The organism is Virgibacillus oceani, assembly GCF_014638995.1.
GTDB classification, from domain to species: Bacteria; Bacillota; Bacilli; order Bacillales; family Amphibacillaceae; genus Virgibacillus_E; species Virgibacillus_E oceani.
Genome location: NZ_BMFR01000015.1, coordinates 52,091 through 72,483, shown reverse-complemented (window position 1 = coordinate 72,483; position 20,393 = coordinate 52,091). Strand labels below are relative to the sequence as shown.

Sequence of the window (20,393 nt, the reverse complement as noted above, 5' to 3'; positions counted from 1 at the left end):
ATGGTAATGTAAAATTTTTACATATATAATATTTATTTACAGTTATGCAACGCTAGTGGGTCAGACCCCTTGTCCCACTCTAATCTAACGGATTAATAATCGCCAGTACCTGATGATCCTCCCATTTCCCGTTGATCTTAACATTCTTTTTCGCAATTCCTTCTTTGTGAAAACCAGACTTCTCCAATACTCGAATTGAGCCAATGTTGTGCGGCATAACCCCTGCTTCGATTCGATGAAGCTTAAGCGTATCAAATGCATAGTTTACTAGTAACTGAACAGCTTCTGTAGTATAGCCTTTGCCATTATGAGCTTCATCTAAAAAATAACCAATAAACGCTGCCTGTATGGATCCGCGAACGACCTGAAAAAGATCAATAGTTCCTACTAATCGATCATCATCATTTTTAAAAATCCCGAAATTGTAATCATTATCCTGATTCCTATTATTCTCAAACGCTTTTATCCGTTTCGTTTGTGCATCTAGTGTGTAATAATCATTCTCTCGTTCCATTGAAAATTTTTCGAAAAATGACCTGTTATCCTGTTGTAATTGAAGTAATGCCTCTGCATCGTCTACCGTAAAATCCCTAATATAAATTTGATTGCTTTTCATGAAACTCCCCCAGCCCACCCATTCGTCAATTCGCACAATGTCTTCTTGTGACAATGTGTCTGCTAAATCACGTTTCAACCGAAGACCAGCCCATACATTAAATAGTGGCAAGAACTCAATGTCTCCAAATGTATGATGATATCCTTTTTGCCATCCCTTTTCAAACGTGTTAATCACGCCAGACTCAACAAATTTAGGTGCAACCAGTTGAAGTATCGATAATGTCCGTGCATAATCGAATCTGGAATCACCGACTGAAGCATTCAGCCAATCTATCACTCCAGTAATTCTCTCTCCATCTATAAGAACATTTAAAGGATGAAAATCTAGATGGAGAAGACTAGTATTCTTTAGACCAGCAGATGATAGGTTAGTATAAATTTCCTTTTCTTTTCCTTGTGGAGTAAACCATGACAAAGACCTGCTAACATCCATATCTGGTAATGAAATTTTATGTATAGTTGCCTGGACCCGTCCAAATTCAAATCCTATCCTTTCTGCATTACCTGGCTGCCGCTGCAGTTCTTCTACTATTGTTCCGCCTGACACCCATTCCATTAACATAACAGCATAACTTTCATATCTATTTACAGAAAATATGATTGGTACTGGTACACCATGATCCCCCGCCAGTTCAATTATTTTCTTTTCTTCAATAAACTGCTGGTACCTAACGGCTGGCAAAACACGTAATGCATAAGTAGTTCCATCCTGCACATCAATTTTAAATACAGAACTGTCTCTTCCACCAGCTACCTCATGATAGGAGACATATGATGGGATTCCTAATTGATATAGTATTTTATCAATGTTCATATATCACCTCGAACATTCAACACGATCTTCCCCATACTTTTCCGTGACTCGATAAGTTCATGCGCCTTCTGTACATCCGTTAAGGGAAACTCCGCACCAATTTTAATTGTTAGCTGTTTATTCGCAATGAATTGCAGTACCTTCACACTAGCTTCCTTTAAAAACTCTGGTCGTTCTTTTCGTGTAGTTCCTAAGCTGAAACCTAAAATCGACCGGCAGCTTGCATGAAGTTCGTTCGTATGGAATTTTCCAATTTTGCCACCAGAATTCCCAAATTGAACCAAGCGCCCAAACTTAGCCAAACACTTCATACTTTGTTCCGATATCTTTCCTGCCACTGAATCGAGAATAATATTTGCCCCAATGCCACTCGTTAAGTCATTAACATGTTTAGAAAAATCATCATATAACAGGACATGGTCAGCACCCGCTTCTTCTACAATGGAAAACTTGTCTTTATTGCTGACGGTTCCAATAACTGTTCTCGCACCTAACAATTTTGCAAGTTGAATAGCTGTAGTCCCTACTCCACCCGCTGCTGCATGCACAAGTACCGTTTCCCCTATTTGCAGCCGGGCTACATCGATTAAAAGTTTATAAGAAAGAATCGAAACAGTTGGACATGCTGCTGCTGTTGTAAAATCTACTTCGTCCGGGATGGCAAATGTCAATGCTTGCTTAGCCACAGCATACTCGGCATAGGAACCATTTTCAGGAAAAGCTATCACCCGTTGTCCAACAGCAATATCTGTCACTTGATCACCTACAGAAGTAACTACCCCTGCCACATCAAGCCCAATACCCATTGGAAATTGCGCATCACCCTTCTGACCATTCCTTTTCTTTATATCGGCAAAGTTGACACTTGTTTTCTCCACTCGAATCAAAACATCGTTTAATCCTGCTCGAGGCATATCTGCTTCTTGCAATTTTAATACTTCTGGTCCACCAAACCTCTCCATAACCACACGCTTCACAACAATAACCTCCCCTTTATACCATTGTAAATCAATTGCCGCATGATTGATAATATTAAAAAATCAGGACACGGGGTCAGTCCTGCATTTTGGGACAGAGGGACATGGGATAGACCCCTTGTCCCGCAGTATTCATATTAAATTACTGGATAATACTGCTCGTATCTCGGATTGAAATAGTAAGGCGGTCTTGGTCCTATTTTAGGGACTTCCAATTTGTTGGGGTTATCATCGTATACAATTTTCTCTTTTTCAGCAGAAGCATTCATTAACAATAACCTTACCTCGGGATCGTAATAAAAGTGCATTTCAGCATCCTCCTACAGTAATCTCTCCCTTTTACCTTATTCACCTATTTCATTTAATGAGCCTGTACGCTTTTACAATGCACGGCTATCGCCTATGCAACATAATATAATTGGAGAATTGCTTATAGGAGGAAGGACCATACAATGGCAAAAGACAATACCAATCAGCAAGGATATCCCATGTATCCGAATTACGGAAAAATAACACGATACGAGGATATTGCAATTACGGTTCCCGAACAGCGTCAATTCCGTCAGCCCGGGGTAGAGCGTTTAATGGTACCTGAGCCAATCATCGAAAATCCAAATTATCAGGGCAGTAGAAAACTAAATGGAAAAATAGCACTTATCACTGGTGGGGACAGCGGGATGGGAGCTGCGGCAGCAATTGCTTTTGCAAAAGAGGGTGCAGATGTAGCCATTTCTTACCTGGATGAACATGAAGATGCAAATCGAACAAAAAACAGGATTGAAGAGCTTGGACAACGCTGCCTATTACTTCCAGGGGATTTAAGAGACAAAAAGCATTGTGCCGAAATTGTTGAAAAGACAGTAGAAACTTTTGGGGAACTTCATATCCTTTGTAACCACGTTGGAATTCAGTTCCAGCAATTAAGCTTACTGGATATCACGGATGAACAATTCGATGATACATTTAAAGTTAATATTTACTCCCACTTTTACACAACACGCGCAGCACTTAACTACTTAAAAGCCGAAAGCTCCATTATTAATACATCATCCGTTGTTGCATTTGATGGAAATAAGCAATTAATTGATTACACAGCGACAAAAGGAGCGATTATCGGATTTACCCGTGCATTGGCTAACAACTTGGTCGGCAAAGGGATTAGGGTAAATGCCATCGCACCTGGAAGGATATGGACGCCGTTAATTCCATCAAGTTTTTCTGCAGACCAAGTAACGCTTGCCGGTAATCCAATGGATCGACAAGGTCAGCCATTTGAAGTTGCACCAACGTTTGTCTACCTTGCATCTGATGATTCTCGATTTGTAACTGGACAAACGCTACATGTTAACGGGGGCCAAGTATTTGGATAAACGGGACACGGGGTCAGTCTTCGTGTCCCAGCTGGTTGGCTTTTTTTTGCAAAAATTCCCTTACTTCTTCCATACTTAATCCCAAATCCTTCGCCTCCTTGATTAGGACAACCCATTCTTCATCAATTACTCTGCCTAATAAATTACGCATAAGCTCCTCCTTTTGGTACAATTCGTACCTCAGGCAGCCCAGCCGTCATCATTATATCAATGGAAGACCTGTGACTTTGCGCCCCCAGCTTTCGATAGGTTTGCCTTTTGCTGATGTGTTTTATTTCGTGGTTTATGTGCAATGGATACGCTCTGCCAACATTAACAAATCCACCACTACATCCCATAACAAAAATAGGTGAAACTTTAATTAGCAAGGGTGGATTCTAACTATTTTCATTCATCCAATCGGATTTTGGATAAAATACAAAGAATTAACCTCACAATCTATTTTATTCACTATTTTAACATAATTTGGTAAAACTATTAGGTATATTTATCCTTAAAATTAATTATTGGCCATAAGGTATACAAAAAAATGCACACAGACGAGAGCGATTGCTGGGACACGGGGTCTGACCCCGTGTCCCACTTGAAAAATGCCTTTTTGTCCTGCACAAAAAAAGCACTATTAATAATATTAAAAATAGTTTACAATTTCTATATTAGATACAAGGAGGTAATTTACATGAGAAACAAGACAAATAAAACCGTACAAACATATAAGGGTGGAACATTAACTTAACATGTTACGGTTTCCCCCTTATATGTGTTAATTAACTAACACAAAAGGGGTTAAACATGAATTTTCCAATAAAAAAATTTTTCTCTTATTATAAACCTTACAAAGGGTTGTTTCTTTCGGTATTGGTATGCGCCCTTATCGTATCTGCTTTGACTTTAGTTTTTCCATTGCTTGTTCGCTATATTACAAAAGATGTTCTCGAAGGTGACTTGTCCCATGCACTAACGGAAGTATATTGGATTGGCGGATTAATGCTAGTCATCGTTGCTATCCAGAATATCGGGAACTTCTTTGTCGATTACAAAGGTCATGAACTCGGAGCCCGTATGGAAAGTGATTTGCGCAGTGAACTCTTTATCCATATGCAAAAGCTTTCCTTTAGCTTTTACGATAAGGAAAAAACAGGTCAGCTCATGTCAAGATTAACAAACGACCTGCTCCTGCTTTCGGAGTTGTACCATCACGGTCCAGAAGACTATATCAAGTATCTGGTACGCTTAGTTGGTGCATTTATCATATTGATTTTTATTAATGCACCATTGACGATCGCAGTATTCTGCTTTCTGCCTATCCTAGGTGCCTTTGGATTATATTTTAATAAAATATTAAACAAAGCTTATTTAAGAAACAAACAACGGGTTGCGGATGTAAACGGGCAGGCTGAAGATAGTCTTTCAGGGATTCGTGTCGTAAAGTCCTTTGCCAACGAACAGGTAGAAGTCAAGAAATTTAACGTAGAAAATAATCGCTTCCTTGAAAGCAGAAAGAAAACGTATAAAGCAGAAGCATACTTTTATAATTGTTTTGAAACAATTATCCAATTAATTACAATCACAGTTGTCATTTTCGGCAGTGCCAGTATAGTTGGCAACAAGTTAGATCTAGCAGATTTGATTACATTTTTGCTGTATATCGGCTATTTAATTGAACCAATTCAAAAACTAACTCATATGAGTACACAGTTTCAAGAAGGAGTCACTGGTTTCCAGCGCTTTATGGAAATCATGAATCTGAATCCAGCAATTAAAAACAGGACAAAAGCTATAAACCTGTCAGAGGTAAAAGGTGAAATTGAGTTCAAGCGCGTTTCCTTCCGTTACGAAGAGCATTTGCAGAATATTTTTGTGAATTTGTCACTACGTGTAAAACCGGGAGAGTACATTGCGCTAGTTGGTCCATCCGGTGCTGGAAAAACTACCCTTTGTTCACTTATCCCTCGCTTTTATGATGTATCAGCTGGAGAAGTATTGATTGATGGGATAAACGTTCGTGATATTGAACTCCAATCATTACGAAAAGCAATTGGAATTGTTCAGCAGGATGTTTACCTTTTTGCAGGAACGGTGATGGACAATATCCGCTACGGAGATCCAACAGCAAGTGAGAAAGAAATTATCGCTGCAGCCAAGAACGCAAATGCCCATGACTTTATTATGGCCTTGCCAAACGGCTACCAATCTGAAATCGGCCAACGAGGTGTCAGACTATCAGGAGGTCAGAAACAGCGTCTTAGTATCGCACGTGTATTTTTAAAAAATCCATCCATTCTTATTTTGGATGAGGCAACCAGCGCACTGGACAACGAGAGTGAAAGCATTGTCAAGCAATCACTGGAAGCGTTAGCAAAGGGACGGACCACCATCGTCATCGCCCACCGCCTTTCCACCATCCAAAATGCAGGGAGAATTATTGTATTAACGGAGGACGGAATTTCGGAACAAGGTACACATGATACACTTCTAGCAAACGATGGACCCTATGCAAACCTTTATTCAAAGCAGTTTGAACTACAGGTTTAATAAATTTAAATCAGACCACTCATGAATTATGGAGTGGTCTTATTCTGCTTCAACTTAATTTCTCTAAAAAAATTTGTATATCCATTCATTCTTTGCGTAAGTATAAGATTATTACAGTTTTTTTCGAATGAGGAAGGTAGATATGAAAAGAGTATCGATTGTATTTTACATCACGATCGCATTGGTCATTATTTTTGTTATGCTTGGTGCATTACAGCCTACTCAGTTTGAGCAGGTAACCACCACGATTAACGCCTTTCTTTCCACAACATTCGGATGGTATTATATGTGGCTGATGGCCGCCTTAGTCATCATTACCGTCATCATAGCCATTAGTCCCTATGGCAAAATCCGTTTGGGAAAAGATCATGAAAGGCCTGATTTTTCTACTTCCTCATGGATTGCTATGCTCTTTTCTGCTGGCTTAGGAATCGGGCTGGTATTCTATGGTGCAGCAGAACCACTTTCACATGCGTTTACAGATGCTCCTTTTGGTGGGGAAGGAACGGAACAGGCATTTAAAAATGGACTGGCCATTACCTTTTTTCATTGGGGTATTCATGGCTGGGCAATGTATGGACTTTTTGCACTTGCTCTTGCATTTTTCCAATTCCGCAAAGATGAGCCTGGCTTGATTTCTGCGACATTAAAACCATTATTCGGCGATAAAATGAAAGGACCATTTGGAAATGCGATCGACGTTCTTGCCACATTCGCAACCATTTTTGGTGTAGCAACTTCACTTGGATTTGGGGCTGTACAAATCAACGGGGGACTAAATCATCTCTTTGGAATAGAAGTTGGCTTTACCACACAGCTCATTATCGTTATCATCGTTACCATCTTATTTCTTATGTCTGCCTGGTCTGGCCTAAGTAAAGGGATCAAATATTTATCCAATGCGAACATGGTACTTGCTATCCTGTTATTTTTTGCTGTGTTGTTTGTCGGTCCAACATTACTGATCCTAAACATGTTCACGGAAACGGTTGGGCTATATTTGCAAAACATTGTACAGTGGAGTTTCCGGACAGCACCGCTTTCAGGCGATAATCGAAGCTGGTTTGACGCCTGGACCCTTTTCTACTGGGCGTGGTGGATTTCATGGGCACCATTTGTGGGAATGTTTATCGCTCGCGTGTCTCGTGGAAGGACTATCCGCCAATTTATGATTGGGGTCATCGTCGTACCAACGCTAATCGTTTCCATTTGGTTTGCAACCTTTGGAACAACGGCAGGCTATGTACAGAACAGTGGCACGGATTTAACCCAGTTTACAACGGAATTAGTATTATTTAATATGTTCGATCAATTGCCATTTTCATTCCTTTTATCGATTATGGCAATATTACTTATCATAACATTTTTCGTTACGTCAGCAGATTCTGCAACATTTGTATTGGGAATGCAATCTACAAACGGCTCGTTAACACCTCCAAATGGTGTCAAAATTGCATTAGGTCTTGCACAGTCCTCTGTCGCTCTCATTTTACTTTATGTTGGAGGATTAACAGCACTGCAAAATACGATTATTGCCGCTGCACTTCCATTTTCATTCGTGATGATTCTAATGATGGTCTCCCTAATAAAAGCACTTAACAAAGAGGTGGCATCGATAAAGGGAAAAAACAAGTAATGGCATAGAGCAGTTTCCTTGATTCCAAGTATGAGTTAGTTGATCCATGAAATACTATTAGCAAATCGTTTAGGAGTTGATGACGAGAGTGGGTGCTATTGACCGAAATGGCTATCGATTTGAACCAGAGTTCAGCGTTATCGAACAAAACGGTGCCATACATGTATACCATACTGACCAATTTGTTGAAGAAATAAAATTCTCTTTCTCCGGAAAATATCCAGAACCAAGTCAAATCGAACAATTAGTAAACGAATATTGTGAACGAAAGGGAATTTAGCGGAACGAGGTGTCTGTGGGACAGGGGGTCAGACCCCTTGTCCCACAGACACCTCATCACAACGCTATTTGCTTTCAAGCTTGTCCCATTCTGTTTTCTTATATTTAATGAATTTTAACATTCCATTAATATGTTCTTCATCATACTCTCTGTATCGCTGTTCTCTCGCCCAAACCCGCACGTGTTCATGGTCTGGATGATTCTCATTTTCGTAAATTTTTAAGAAATCATAAAAACCAGGGATTCCCCCTACATCTTCAGGTGGTGCATTTTCTGCGCCGTCAATTAGCCTGGGGTAACCATAATGATAACTTTCCGTAATACCCTCTAATGTGATTAGAAACGACCAATTGTCCCCAAAATCATATCTATACTTTATTTCACCATGATTTTCTAAATACGCATCTATTTTAATTCCAGTAGGTTTACGGATTATTGTTTTCAAATTTTTCAGCTGTGCCTCCTGAAACTTCATAAATTCCGGTGGAGTATCAATCATTTTTTTCTCTATTTCTTTACGATTTTTCTTAAAATATTGATGCTCCTGATATGCTTCATCGTCGTTCGTTACCCTGATATTTTCATCTTGTAAATCAAACGCATAAAAATGGTAAAAGTCGCTGGGATAACCTCCTAGAAAATTCGTTACAGTTTGAATAACATCATGCAGCCGCTTAAAGGTTGCATCCGCTGGCATTACAACTCTTCTCCAAATTAATGGATCTGAATCGATAAACTCAATTTTGATTTGATAGGCTTTCATTGATACTCTCCTTTCTATTTTCAAATTATGTGGTTATTTATATTTTGCTTAAATATCTTTATGTAATCCTCTGAAACACTCGTTCTATTTTTAACTATTAATCTGGTAAGCATTATGATAAAAATATTATTAACTACATAGTTTAGTGGTCGGTTGACCGGCTCCTGGTAACGACATTTGAATCATTAAGTTTAGTAGCGCAATTCAGTATTTCACTATAGCGACACTAACAATTGTTATAAACATTGTCCTCCTTCTAGATAAAAAGAAGTAACCGCCCATTGATCATGGATAAGCGATTACTTCTTTCAGTATTAGACAACAAAATGATCAGCCGCTCTTTATGCGGTCTGTAGTTGTCGGTATCGAATAGCTAGCGCTATTCGATACCTTATTCTTATTTTAAGTATAATTTTTACTATTTATACTGTCAATCAATCCATGTATCAAACCAAATTTATGGATTTCACTTTTTAGACACAATTCAACTACAATAGCTCACTCTCAAAACAAACTCTCTAGTCCTTTTCTCAATCTCACTTAAACTTCCTTTCAACAAGGAACTCCCAACTCCTACAGCATCAGCTCCAGAATGAAACCATTCATCAATATTATCCAAATCCACACCACCTGTTGGCATAATCGAAAGATGTGGTAATGGTGCTTTAAATGCCTTAATCGCTTTTGGGCCGAATATCCCACCAGGAAACAATTTAATCATTGAACAGCCATTTGAAAGTGCTGTCATCATTTCTGTCACAGTCATACACCCTGGAAGATAAGGTATTTGATATAGATTGCACAATAAAGCTGTATCTTTATCAAAGCCAGGACTTACAATAAACCCTGCCCCTGCTTGCATGGCCAGCTTTGCCGTAGTCGCATCCAATACCGTACCAGCTCCAATTAAAATTTCAGGAAAACGTTTAGACAATGTTAAGATAGCTTCCTCAACATATGGAATTGTATATGTTAATTCAATACTAGTTATCCCACCGCGAATACATGCTTCCGAAAACGCAATTGCCTCTTTGCTTGAATCCGCACGAATAACAGCCACAATTTTTGATTCTTTAATTTGCTGTAAATTGACATTTGCCACGAACTCACTTCCCGCTAGATTTTAGTTGCTCCGAAGCCGCCATCAACCGTTACCATAGATCCAGTAACGAATCCAGCTGCTTTCTCAGAAGCTAAGTAAATAACCGCACCTTGCAATTCTTCAGGATCACCAAAACGTTTCATAGGTGTATGATCCATTATTGATTTGACACGGTCTTCCGTGAGAATTTTACGATTTTGTTCAGCAGGGAAAAACCCTGGAATGATTGCATTTACTCTGATATGAAAAGGTGCCAATTCACGGGCCATAAACTCAGTAATACTATTAATTGCGGCTTTAGAAGCTGAGTATGTTATTACTTTAGTAAGTGGTGTTATGGACGACACTGATGAAATATTTATTATGCTTCCACCACGATTTCTAGCTTTGTTTCGACGCGCAAATTCTTGGCACGTAAACATGACAGCTTTCAAGTTAACATCCATTATGTTGTTCCACTCGTCTTCTTTAATATCAAAGAATGGTGTTTGGCTATTTACACCCGCAGTATTTAATAAAATATCCCAGCCACCGTGATCTCTATCAATAATTTCCGCGACTTCTTTAATAGACTCTAATTGTTGTACGTCTGTTTTTAAAAAGCTCACTTTAACATCATATTGCTTGATTTCATCTATAATGAGATTTGCTTTATTCTCGTTTCTTCCTGTTAAAATTATATCGGCGCCACTTTGCGCCAATCCTAGCGCCATGGAAGAACCTAGTGTACTTGTTCCACCAATAACCACTGCTAATTTACCTTTTAGACTAAACATATCATTCATCAACCTACCTCCTCACATCTAGTATGCTTTTCTAGGGTCTGCCCATTTATCGTTTGTATTTGGTAAAACAGGAAACCAATTTGGCCTTTTTGGATCACGGTCGTAAGGATACCCACCTAACTCGTTATAAAGTTCCGCGTATTCCTGTAACTTATCATAATCAATTTCGACGCCCAATCCAGGTTTATCGGGAATTTTTATTTTGCCATCTTGGTATCTCATTTTTCCACCTTTTATCACATCATCCTTTAAATGATGATAGTGTGCGTCAATGGCAAACGGCATACTTGGTAATACAGCACCAAGATGTAACATTGTAGCCAATTGTACACCAAGTTCCCCTGAGGAATGGACTGCCGTTCCAAGCTGAAATGTATTACAAACATCAGCAGCTTTTATACATTGTCTGATACCGCCCCAAAATGTTGTATCTAGTAAAATAACGTCTACCGATGGATTCTTAATATTTTCTGCGAGCTGTTCAAAATTAACTACAACAGTGTTTGTTGCTAACGATTGTGATATTTTTTCACGAACCCGACGCATTCCATTTAATCCCCAAGTTGGGTCTTCCAAATAGTCGTTATTCATCCACTCAGTCTCTTTAGCGAACTTTACACTTTGTTCAACACTGAGAATGCAATTTGGATCATAACGGAATTGATCACTAGAATACTTCTCCCCTATCGCTTGAAAAAGTTCACATTCATAATCAGGATGAAACACCCCGCCTTTTAACTTATGGGAACGGAATCCGTATTTATCTTTTAATTCCTGAACATGACTCAATAACTGTTCCTTCGTTTGAACCTCATGCTCACCATTTTCATTCGGATAACGAAAAAATAGATAACTAGCAAATTCAACTTCATCACGCATTTTCCCACCTAAAAGCTGATAAACTGGTACACCCAGATTTTTCCCCATAATATCCAAACACGCAAACTCAATAGCCGCTAATAGCTGTGTACGATTATTGTAAAGTGATGCAGTAGGGTTACTAATTTTCCATTTCAATTCTTCCGTATTAAATGGGTCATGGCCAATTAAATAACTCTCAAGCTGTTTAAAAGCCAGTTCAGCACTTTCGCCTCCACCACCCATTTCTCCTACTCCAGTAATACCTTCGTCGGTTTCCACTTCAACTATCGTGCGCACAAATCTGCCCCAATGAACCCCATTGCTGTGTCTAAGTGGAGCTTCTAACGGAACCGTAACAGTTGTTGGTTTGATTCTAGTTATTCTCATAATTTCACCTCTTACAGATTTATGATCACTTTTCGTACTCCTGATGGCATTTCTTCCATTAATTTAAATGCTTCTTTGGCATCATTCAAAGAATACTCATGACTTACCAATTCTTTTACATGAAAGCTTTTAGAATTGAATAATTCAACGACTTTCGGAAAACGATGTGTCTGTAATCTTGAACCACATATCGTCAATTCTTTTTTTGTAATATTAACCTGTGCAATACGAGATATTTCTACATGAAACCCAAGCAAAACTACTCTTGCTGCAACAGATGTTACGTCTATTGCCTGTTCAACTGTTGTTGGAGTTCCAACCGCATCAATTACAACGTTTGCACCCATTCCATTAGTCCAGTTAGATAATTCTTTACTGACATCTTTTTCATTTGGGTTTATTGTTAAATCTGCTCCCCATTTATGAGCAAATTCTAATCTTTCTTGATTAAAGTCAGAAATCGCCACTTTTGCTCCTGCTGTCATGGCCATTTTCAAACAGCATAATCCAATTGGACCAGAACCAATAATATAAACAAAATCATCTTTTTGAATTTGACCGCGATATATCGCTTGTGCCCCAATCGTAAATGGTTCAATTAAAGCAATCTCAGTCCAATCAAGTGATGGATCGACACGATGAACAAGATTTTCCGGCATCACTTTTATTTCACAGCCGCCACCATCCCTATGGACACCATAAACTTCTACCGTTTCACATATGTTTGGTCTTCCTTGTCTGCATGCATAACATTCACCACATGACGTCATTGGTTCAATTACTACCTTATCTCCAACCTTTAAACCTGATACCGATTCACCTAGCTCTATAATTTCTCCAGCTACCTCGTGTCCGATAATACGCGGATAGCTGGCGAAAGGATTTTGTCCATGAAGAATGTGCATATCTGAACCACAAATGCCCATTGCTTTCATACGAATTTTCACATCATTCCCTTTATTTAATTGAGGCTCCTCCACTTCTACCACATTTAAATCATGTGACTCAGTTACTTGTATTGCTTTCACAACTCATTACCCCCATTTCATTAATCAAATAAACTTGGTAAAAACAATGTTATCTCTGGGATAAACGCAACTAGCAATAAAACTATTAAACTAACACCTAAAAATGGCAGCAATGCTTTCGAAGCCCTGCCGATTGATATTTTACCAATACTTGATGCCACAAATAAACATACCCCAACTGGAGGTGTAGAAAGTCCAATCATTAGGTTGAGTACCATCATGACACCAAAATGTACTGGATCCATTCCTATTTGAATTGCAATAGGCAATAGTACTGGAAACAAAATAACAATGGCCGCAATTGTTTCCATGAACATTCCAACAAAAAGTAATAATAGGTTAATCAAAAGAATAACGATTATTGGATTCTCGGATATGGATAAAATTACATCTGCAATAAGCTGAGGTATTTGTTCACTAATTAAAATCCAGCCAAATAAATTCGCGAACCCTACAAGAACCATTATTCCCGCTGCATCTACTACCGAATCCAAAATTATTTTTGGTATTTCCTTTACTTTTAAGTCTCTGTAAATAAATAATCCAACTACCAATGCATAAACAACTGCAATGATCGCTGCCTCAGTTGGTGTAAAGAAACCACTTAATATCCCAAACAAAATAACTACTGTCATCAATAATGCCCAGAAAGCACCCCAAAACGATTTAAATATGACGGATATACTCTGACGTTCCCCGCGTGGATACTTGCGTTTTACCGAAATGATATACGATACAATCATTAATCCTATACCAAGTAGTATCCCGGGAATAACACCTGCGATAAATAAATCGCCTATGGACACAGTTGCCAAAGTACCTAATATAATCATAGGCAATGATGGTGGAATAATAGGACCAATAGTCGAAGATGACGATGTAACGGCCACTGAAAAGGGTGCATCATACCCCTCTTTCTTCATAGCAGGAATTAACACCGAACCGATACTAGCCGTATCTGCAAGTGCCGTTCCAGAAATCCCTGCAAAACCCATTGACGCTCCAACATTAGCTAATCCAAGACCACCACGAATATGACCTACTACATTATTCGTGAAATCTATTATTCTTCTTGTAATCCCCCCTGCATTCATGAGATTACCTGCCAAAATAAAACCAGGGATACAAAGAAGTGTAAATGAGTTAATTCCTTCAAACATTTTTTGCGGAATTATTGTTAAAGAGATATCACCTAAGAGAAGGTATATTAGGGATGCTAAACCTAAACTAAATGCTATTGGCACACCAATAAATATCATTACTAAAAATGATAAAAATAAAATTAGCGCCATCATACCTCAACACCTTCTTCCTTTTCTTCTGTCGTATTTCCCATTAGAATATGATAGATATTTACAAAGCTGTAAATTGCCAAAAACACAAGTGCAATGACCATACTTAAATAAATATAAAACATTTCTACCTTAATTGTTGCAGATGTTTGTCCCTCACCAAGTAATGCAAAATCGTAAGCATAGGTTACTAGCATTGCAGAGAATGCACCTAATACTAAATAAATAAATGCATCGTAATATTTTTTAAACTTTTCAGGTAAAAAATCCACTAATAGATCCACCCTAATATATCCTCTTCTCTCCATAGCAACCGGTGCTCCAAAAGCAATAGTGTAAACAAACAAATACCTTGTTAATTCCTCAGTCCATACATAAGATAACGGTGTGTATCGTCCAATGATTTGAATAAGTACCACTATAATTAGCGCAGAAAACGTTAGAACCGTTAATATTTCTAGTATCCTAGTTAAAATTTTTATTGCTTTCATGATGTTTTCACCTCTTTTAAAAAAGATAAGGGAGCAACATCTTCATCAGAAGGTGCCCCCGTCATTACTATTCTGCTGCGTTTAGAATCTTTTTATATAATTCTAACTGTTCTTCTGAAAGACTATTTTCAACAGCTGGTTTCATCGCTTCTGCAAAGGCATCTTGATCAACTTCAACAAATTCCATGCCTTCATCTTTTAATTTTTGTTCATATCCTTCCGTTTCTTTTTCGTAAAGATCCATACCAAATTTTTGGGCTTCTTTGGCTGCTTCTTTAACTGCAGCTTGCATGTCCTTATCCAGGGAGTTTAATTGTTCATTACCTACTACAACATAAATCCAGCTGCGTACATGCTCCGTTTTATTTACATAATCTTGTACTTCAAATAAGCTCCCACTATGAATTAAATCAACCGGGTTCTCTTGACCGTCAATAACACTTTGTTGTAAGCCAGTAAACACTTCACTAAATGCCATTACCTGTGGACTTGCCCCGGCTTTTTCCCATGCGTCCATAAACAATGGCACATTAGGAACACGCATTTTAAATCCGTCTAAATCAGCAGGTGATTTGATAGGTTTATTGGATGTTAAATTACGTGGTGCACGTAAATGATAATAAAGAGGGGTTACCCCAACCTTCTCTTTGATTGCGCTTTCAATTTCCTTACCAATTTCACCTTCGATTACTGTTTTAACATGTTCTTCGTTTTTAAATGCATATGGTATCGCCATAAGTGCCGCTTCAGGTGCCCAGTTTTGCATTGTTTCACCAGAAATAGTCATGTCCACAGTTCCTGCCTCAATACTATTCAATACTTCCGTTTCACTACCCAATTGTTCATTAGGATAAATTTCAATTTCCAATTTACCATCTGTTTTTTCATTAACTAATTCAGCAAATTTCTCAGCGGTTTTGTGCCATTGATGGTCTTCATTTGATAAATGCCCCATTTTCCAAGTAATTGTGTCCCCGTCACTTCCACTCGCTGATTCATCATTCCCACACGCTGCAAGTACAAAAATAAGTGATAACCCTATAAGTAAACCAACTATCTTTTTCATAAAAGTTCTCCTCCTAATTGTAAAATTTAAACATGACCTTCACCTGATAAAATATACAATTACTAATGATACCCCCTTCTTCTTAGTAAATTAAATAAGGTACTTAAGAGATTAAATACTCGTATATGCTTTTTGGTACAGGTATTCCGCTATTTAAACGATCTTCTTCCTTGACCTGCTCCGGCTCGCCAGGCACCATTACTGAGCTAAACCCTGATGCAGGCTCTAATTCATGCAGTTCATCAATCATTTGATCAACATTATTTAGAAATTGCTCTTTTTCAATAAACAATCCTGGATCTACAGTTAAAATCATATGTCCTAGACGTCGATAATTTTTATAATCACCATACATGGTAGCAATATTTGTCCCAAATGCGGATCCAGTCAAGATACCTGAAAGAACATCCACCGTTAAAGCTAGTCCATACCCTTTTGGACCACCAATCGGCAAAAGGTTTTTAACTAAATTAGGATCTGTAACTGGATTACCATTAGCATCTACACCCCAATTATCCGGTATTGATTTTCCTGTTTCCCTTGCATGGAGAACTTTTCCTAGTGCTACATTACTCGTTGCCATATCCAATACAATTGGCTTGTGCGTTTTTGCTGGAAAACCATAAGCTATCGGATTTGTACCAAAGTATGGCTCTGATCCGCCGAATGGTACTACAGCACTGTCCGTGTGTGTCATGACCATGCTCACCACTTCTTCTTTAGCAGCCTGTTCAGCAAAATAGGACAATGCACCGCAATGACTGCTATTAACAATTCCTACCATACCAATTCCGTTTTCCTTTGCTAATCCAATTGCTTTATCCATTGCTTTTTTCGTAATGACATGGCCCATCCCATTATCACCGTCAAATAGTGCTGCAGTTTTTCCTCTATCCTCCACCTTGAACTTTGGATTTGGATTCATACCACCTTCATTCATGCGCTTAACATAATGCTCCGTTCTTAAAACACCGTGCGAATGTACACCTCTCAAATCCGCATGTACCAATACATCCGCTACTACCGCTGCGTGTTCCTCACTTACATTCGCTTCTGTTAACTTGTTGATAACAAGTGATTTTAGCTCGTCTTTTCGTACAATTACATCTGACATTAATATCTTCCTTTCTAGTCAAGATTTGCGTGCTGATCTTTCATATATTCGTTAATGTTATCTCGACCATGTGTTAATGAAATAACAATTGCATCCAGTAAAATATGGACGCTTTGATCAAATTGATTCCCCATCGGTTGCATAGTTGCTGGCTCTTCGGGTAGTCTGCTTTTTGTCGCAGCAGATACTCTGATAACTTCATCAGCTATTTCTCCAATGGCTGAGTTCTCATTCGTTGTAACTAGTAATACCTCTGCACCTGCTTTTGACGCTTGTTCTGCTGTTAGTAAAATTGATGTTGTATTTCCAGAGCCACTTATCGCTACAAGAACATCATCCTCTTGAATACTGGGAGTAATTGTCTCACCTTTCACAAAAACATGATAACCAGCATGCATTAATCGCATTGCAAACGCTTTCCCCATTAAGCCAGAGCGTCCTTCTCCAGCAATGAATATCCTGTTTGCTCTTCTAATGGTATCCATGAAAGATTTTATTTGAGAATCTTCTAGTTGTTCAGCTACTTCTTTTAATTCTTCGAGTATTTTCAAATGAACTTTCTTCATAGATTCAAATTACCTCCCGAATTTTCTTAGCAGCTTCTGCTGGAATTGACGAACCTGTAATATAGCTTCCAACAATATAGACATCCGGATGAACCTTCGAAAATTGTTTAACCCGCTCTGGATTAATCCCTCCAGCAACAAATATATTAAATTCCTTTAATGTATCCCGAAAATCGTCTAAATAATCTAATGAGGCAGCCGCTTGCATATCTTTACCAACATGCATAGATACCGATGTAACGCCTAAATTCCTAAGCTCTACTATCCGATCCTTTGAAGTAATACCCAATAAATCTACTACAACTTGTTTTTTAAGCTCTTCTGCGATTTTTAGTGAATCTCGAATGGTTTTGTTCGCCGAGAAAGACATTACTGTCATGGCATCAGCACCTGCTTCAAATGCCTGAAGCGCCTCATGTTTCCCAGCATCACATGTCTTCATATCTGCCAAAATCCTTTTTTCGGGATATCGTTCTTTCATCTCTTGAACGATGGACATGCCATACTGTTTAATCACACCTGTGCCAATTTCTATATAATCAATATAATGATAGACTTCAGATACAACATGGAAACATTCTTGTCTATTCAACCGATCAAGAGCGACTTGAATCATGTTAGAATCCTACCTTTCAACAACCTTTTTATCCTCTAATCTATTTATCGCATCTTTTAAGTAAGGTAATCCTTCGTTATCCCCAAACACTTCTACAACCATCGAACCTATAATATTGGCAAATTTTAATATACTCTCCGGATCCCAATTATTTAAAATTCCATATAGTGCACCTGCATCAAATCCGTCACCTGCACCAACAGTATCAACAGCATTAATGTTCTTTTCTGCGGGCTGTTGAAACAAGTTACCATCTTTCCACAATATTGCACCGTTTTCACCTTGTTTAATAAAAATATGGGAAACTGAATATTCCTTTATTTTTTCGATTAGTTTGTTTATATCGTTTGTTCCAAATAAGAGTTTTGCTTCTTCTATCCCAGCCAATAAATAATCAACATCTTCCATCCAGCGTAACAATGTTGCCCGGGCTTTATCTTCATTCCAAAGTTTCAAACGTATATTTGGATCCATTGCAATTTTTAAATTATTCTTTTTTGCTAACTGGATGGCCCTTTCTATCGTTTCAATGTTCTGATTATTAACCGCTGGATAGACTCCAGTAATATGTAATAGTTTTGCTTGTTCGAAAAAAGCTTCATTTAATGTATCCGCATTCAACGTTAACGTAGGTGATTGGTGACGATAATAAAATGTATTTGATGAACCATCACCATTTATCTGCTTAAAATTTATGGATGTTGGATAGCCTTGCATCAGTTTAACTTCACTTACATCGATACCTTCTCCACGCGCAAAATTATAAATATACCTGCCAAATTCATCGTCACCCAATCTGCTGATCCATCCTGTTTTCAAGCCTAAACGTGCACAGCCAATGGCTACATTAAATTCCGCTCCGCCTACTTTGCGCCTAAAAGAATTAACAAAACGCAATGGTCCATTTGTGTCGGGATCAAACGTTATCATGGCATCACCAATTGTTATAACATCATTCATTACCTGCACCCTCTTTCTTAGTTGATTTACGAACGATGAGTCGCGGTTCGTATCGATGCACTGCTGGGTCTTGTTTCGCATTTTTGTCTCTAATTTTGTTTAACAGAATAGTTGCCACTTCTTTTCCCATTTCAAATGTAGGCTGGGCAATAGTGGTTAACGGCGGCGAATGGATTGGACCAAATGAAACTTCATCAATTGTTATTAATCCAATTTCCTTACCAATTCTAATTTGGTGTTCAAATGAATACTTTAATATTTCCATTAACGTTAAGTCATTTCCCGAAACAATAGCGTCAGGTTTTTCATCTAATGAGAAGAGTTCATTTAGACCTTGTGGTATTTTAGAAAGCTCCATTCCCTTAATGTAATCAGTACGAACAGAAATATTATTTTCCTCTAAAGCTTTTATATATCCGTTTATACGTTCAACTCTAGGAGTAACATTATCAATTAAGGAAGTCGTAACAATGGCTATTTTTTCATAGCCATTTTCCAGTAAGTGATTAACCGCGAGCTCAGATGCCTTTCCATTATTCAAAAGAACCGTATCCGTATTCAGTCCATCTACTAAACGGTCTAAAAAGACAATTGGGAAATCCTGGTTTAACAATTTTTCATATGTATCGGAATTACCACTAATTGGGACGACTATTAACCCGTCTACTTGCTTCGCTAAAAGTGTTTCTATATATTTTTTCTCTTTTTCCGGGTTATCATCGGCGTTACAAATAATGGTCGAAAAGCCATTTTCATTACATACATTTTCAATAGATCTGATTACCTGGGTTGAAAATGCGTGTAATATATTTGCCACGATAACTCCAATTGTTGATGTGCTCTTTTTCTTTAAGCTTCTTGCAACTACATTGGGTTGATATTCTAAATCCGATATAGCTTTCTTAATTCTTGAACGAGTTTCTTCACCCATATACTCAAAACGATTATTCAAATATTGAGATATGGTACTTTTAGATACTCCAGCTTGATTTGCAACATCTGCAATCGTAATCTTCTTTGACATATAATCACCTTACTAAAACGGTTTACTAAATCGATTTAGTGAAAGTATACAATAAAAGAAAGCGTTTTACAATAGCTTATTTTATTTTTTAAAAAATAATATCGGGAC

21 protein-coding genes, 1 pseudogene and 1 riboswitch are annotated in these 20,393 nt (G+C 38.1%); of the genes and pseudogenes, 4 read left to right on the top strand and 18 right to left on the bottom strand.

Annotated features, from left to right (window positions below):
* Positions 1–79: 79 nt before the first annotated feature.
* From IEV74_RS19785 to IEV74_RS15430, 4 genes and pseudogenes are all read right to left on the bottom strand, one after another.
* Positions 80–616, bottom strand: a complete 537-nt coding sequence (locus IEV74_RS19785) for a GNAT family N-acetyltransferase (RefSeq protein WP_229683215.1) — start codon at positions 614–616, stop codon at positions 80–82.
* A 225-nt stretch (positions 617–841) separates the two neighbouring features.
* Positions 842–1,432: pseudogene (locus IEV74_RS19780) on the bottom strand (phosphotransferase family protein); the annotation flags it as partial.
* Positions 1,429–2,409 carry a quinone oxidoreductase family protein gene (locus IEV74_RS15435; RefSeq protein WP_188456272.1) on the bottom strand — a complete coding sequence of 327 codons (981 nt, stop codon included), beginning with the start codon at positions 2,407–2,409 and terminating at the stop codon, positions 1,429–1,431. The pseudogene IEV74_RS19780 and the gene IEV74_RS15435, both read right to left, overlap by 4 nt.
* A gap of 137 nt (positions 2,410–2,546) precedes the next feature.
* Complete coding sequence (locus IEV74_RS15430; RefSeq protein ID WP_188456271.1) at positions 2,547–2,717, bottom strand: hypothetical protein; 171 nt, start codon at positions 2,715–2,717, stop codon at positions 2,547–2,549.
* 144 nt (positions 2,718–2,861) lie between these two features.
* Between IEV74_RS15430 and IEV74_RS15425 the strand changes: the two genes are divergently transcribed.
* Positions 2,862–3,779: an SDR family oxidoreductase gene (locus tag IEV74_RS15425; RefSeq protein ID WP_188456270.1), complete on the top strand. Its 918-nt coding sequence runs from the start codon at positions 2,862–2,864 to the stop codon at positions 3,777–3,779.
* 13 nt (positions 3,780–3,792) lie between these two features.
* Here IEV74_RS15425 and IEV74_RS15420 read toward each other — a convergent pair whose 3' ends face one another.
* Positions 3,793–3,930 (bottom strand): anti-repressor SinI family protein, encoded by a 138-nt coding sequence (locus tag IEV74_RS15420; RefSeq protein ID WP_188456269.1) that lies wholly within the window; start codon positions 3,928–3,930, stop codon positions 3,793–3,795.
* A 29-nt stretch (positions 3,931–3,959) separates the two neighbouring features.
* A riboswitch (cyclic di-GMP riboswitch) is annotated at positions 3,960–4,045 on the bottom strand.
* A 526-nt stretch (positions 4,046–4,571) separates the two neighbouring features.
* Between IEV74_RS15420 and IEV74_RS15415 the strand changes: the two genes are divergently transcribed.
* From IEV74_RS15415 to IEV74_RS15405, 3 genes are all read left to right on the top strand, one after another.
* The gene (locus tag IEV74_RS15415) at positions 4,572–6,314 is read left to right on the top strand and encodes an ABC transporter ATP-binding protein (RefSeq protein ID WP_188456268.1); all 1,743 of its coding nucleotides are present in this window, start codon (positions 4,572–4,574) and stop codon (positions 6,312–6,314) included.
* A 142-nt stretch (positions 6,315–6,456) separates the two neighbouring features.
* Positions 6,457–7,950: a BCCT family transporter gene (locus tag IEV74_RS15410; protein ID WP_188456267.1), complete on the top strand. Its 1,494-nt coding sequence runs from the start codon at positions 6,457–6,459 to the stop codon at positions 7,948–7,950.
* An 88-nt stretch (positions 7,951–8,038) separates the two neighbouring features.
* Positions 8,039–8,230: a YbxH family protein gene (locus IEV74_RS15405; protein ID WP_188456266.1), complete on the top strand. Its 192-nt coding sequence runs from the start codon at positions 8,039–8,041 to the stop codon at positions 8,228–8,230.
* 64 nt (positions 8,231–8,294) lie between these two features.
* Here the strand turns inward: IEV74_RS15405 and IEV74_RS15400 are convergent, their stop codons facing one another.
* The 13 genes from IEV74_RS15400 to IEV74_RS15340 all read right to left on the bottom strand — a co-directional run bounded on the left by IEV74_RS15400 (position 8,295) and on the right by IEV74_RS15340 (position 20,285).
* A complete protein-coding gene (locus IEV74_RS15400) occupies positions 8,295–8,993 on the bottom strand; it encodes a plasmid pRiA4b ORF-3 family protein (RefSeq protein WP_188456265.1) in 699 nt (232 codons plus the stop codon).
* A gap of 484 nt (positions 8,994–9,477) precedes the next feature.
* Positions 9,478–10,095: a bifunctional 2-keto-4-hydroxyglutarate aldolase/2-keto-3-deoxy-6-phosphogluconate aldolase gene (locus IEV74_RS15395; protein ID WP_188456264.1), complete on the bottom strand. Its 618-nt coding sequence runs from the start codon at positions 10,093–10,095 to the stop codon at positions 9,478–9,480.
* A 14-nt stretch (positions 10,096–10,109) separates the two neighbouring features.
* Positions 10,110–10,880, bottom strand: a complete 771-nt coding sequence (locus IEV74_RS15390) for an SDR family oxidoreductase (RefSeq protein ID WP_188456263.1) — start codon at positions 10,878–10,880, stop codon at positions 10,110–10,112.
* Positions 10,881–10,898: 18 nt separating this feature from the next.
* Positions 10,899–12,128 (bottom strand): enolase C-terminal domain-like protein, encoded by a 1,230-nt coding sequence (locus tag IEV74_RS15385; RefSeq protein WP_188456262.1) that lies wholly within the window; start codon positions 12,126–12,128, stop codon positions 10,899–10,901.
* Positions 12,129–12,139: 11 nt separating this feature from the next.
* A complete protein-coding gene (locus tag IEV74_RS15380; protein WP_188456261.1) occupies positions 12,140–13,156 on the bottom strand; it encodes a zinc-binding alcohol dehydrogenase family protein in 1,017 nt (338 codons plus the stop codon).
* Between the two features lie 20 nt (positions 13,157–13,176).
* Positions 13,177–14,451, bottom strand: a complete 1,275-nt coding sequence (locus IEV74_RS15375; protein ID WP_188456260.1) for a TRAP transporter large permease — start codon at positions 14,449–14,451, stop codon at positions 13,177–13,179.
* The gene (locus IEV74_RS15370) at positions 14,448–14,939 is read right to left on the bottom strand and encodes a TRAP transporter small permease (protein ID WP_188456259.1); all 492 of its coding nucleotides are present in this window, start codon (positions 14,937–14,939) and stop codon (positions 14,448–14,450) included. The genes IEV74_RS15375 and IEV74_RS15370 overlap by 4 nt, the downstream gene beginning before the upstream one ends.
* Before the next feature lie 67 nt (positions 14,940–15,006).
* Positions 15,007–16,005 carry a TRAP transporter substrate-binding protein gene (locus IEV74_RS15365; protein WP_188456258.1) on the bottom strand — a complete coding sequence of 333 codons (999 nt, stop codon included), beginning with the start codon at positions 16,003–16,005 and terminating at the stop codon, positions 15,007–15,009.
* Between the two features lie 103 nt (positions 16,006–16,108).
* A complete protein-coding gene (allD, locus tag IEV74_RS15360) occupies positions 16,109–17,119 on the bottom strand; it encodes an ureidoglycolate dehydrogenase (RefSeq protein WP_188456257.1) in 1,011 nt (336 codons plus the stop codon).
* 14 nt (positions 17,120–17,133) lie between these two features.
* Positions 17,134–17,685, bottom strand: a complete 552-nt coding sequence (gene hxlB / locus IEV74_RS15355) for a 6-phospho-3-hexuloisomerase (protein WP_188456256.1) — start codon at positions 17,683–17,685, stop codon at positions 17,134–17,136.
* A gap of 4 nt (positions 17,686–17,689) precedes the next feature.
* Positions 17,690–18,301: a 3-hexulose-6-phosphate synthase gene (hxlA, locus tag IEV74_RS15350; RefSeq protein WP_188456255.1), complete on the bottom strand. Its 612-nt coding sequence runs from the start codon at positions 18,299–18,301 to the stop codon at positions 17,690–17,692.
* Positions 18,302–18,310: 9 nt separating this feature from the next.
* On the bottom strand, positions 18,311–19,261 hold the full coding sequence (locus tag IEV74_RS15345; RefSeq protein WP_188456254.1) for a sugar kinase: 951 nt from the start codon (positions 19,259–19,261) through the stop codon (positions 18,311–18,313).
* Positions 19,254–20,285, bottom strand: coding sequence for a LacI family DNA-binding transcriptional regulator (locus IEV74_RS15340; protein ID WP_188456253.1), 1,032 nt, complete (start codon positions 20,283–20,285; stop codon positions 19,254–19,256). The genes IEV74_RS15345 and IEV74_RS15340 overlap by 8 nt, the downstream gene beginning before the upstream one ends.
* Positions 20,286–20,393: the final 108 nt, after the last annotated feature.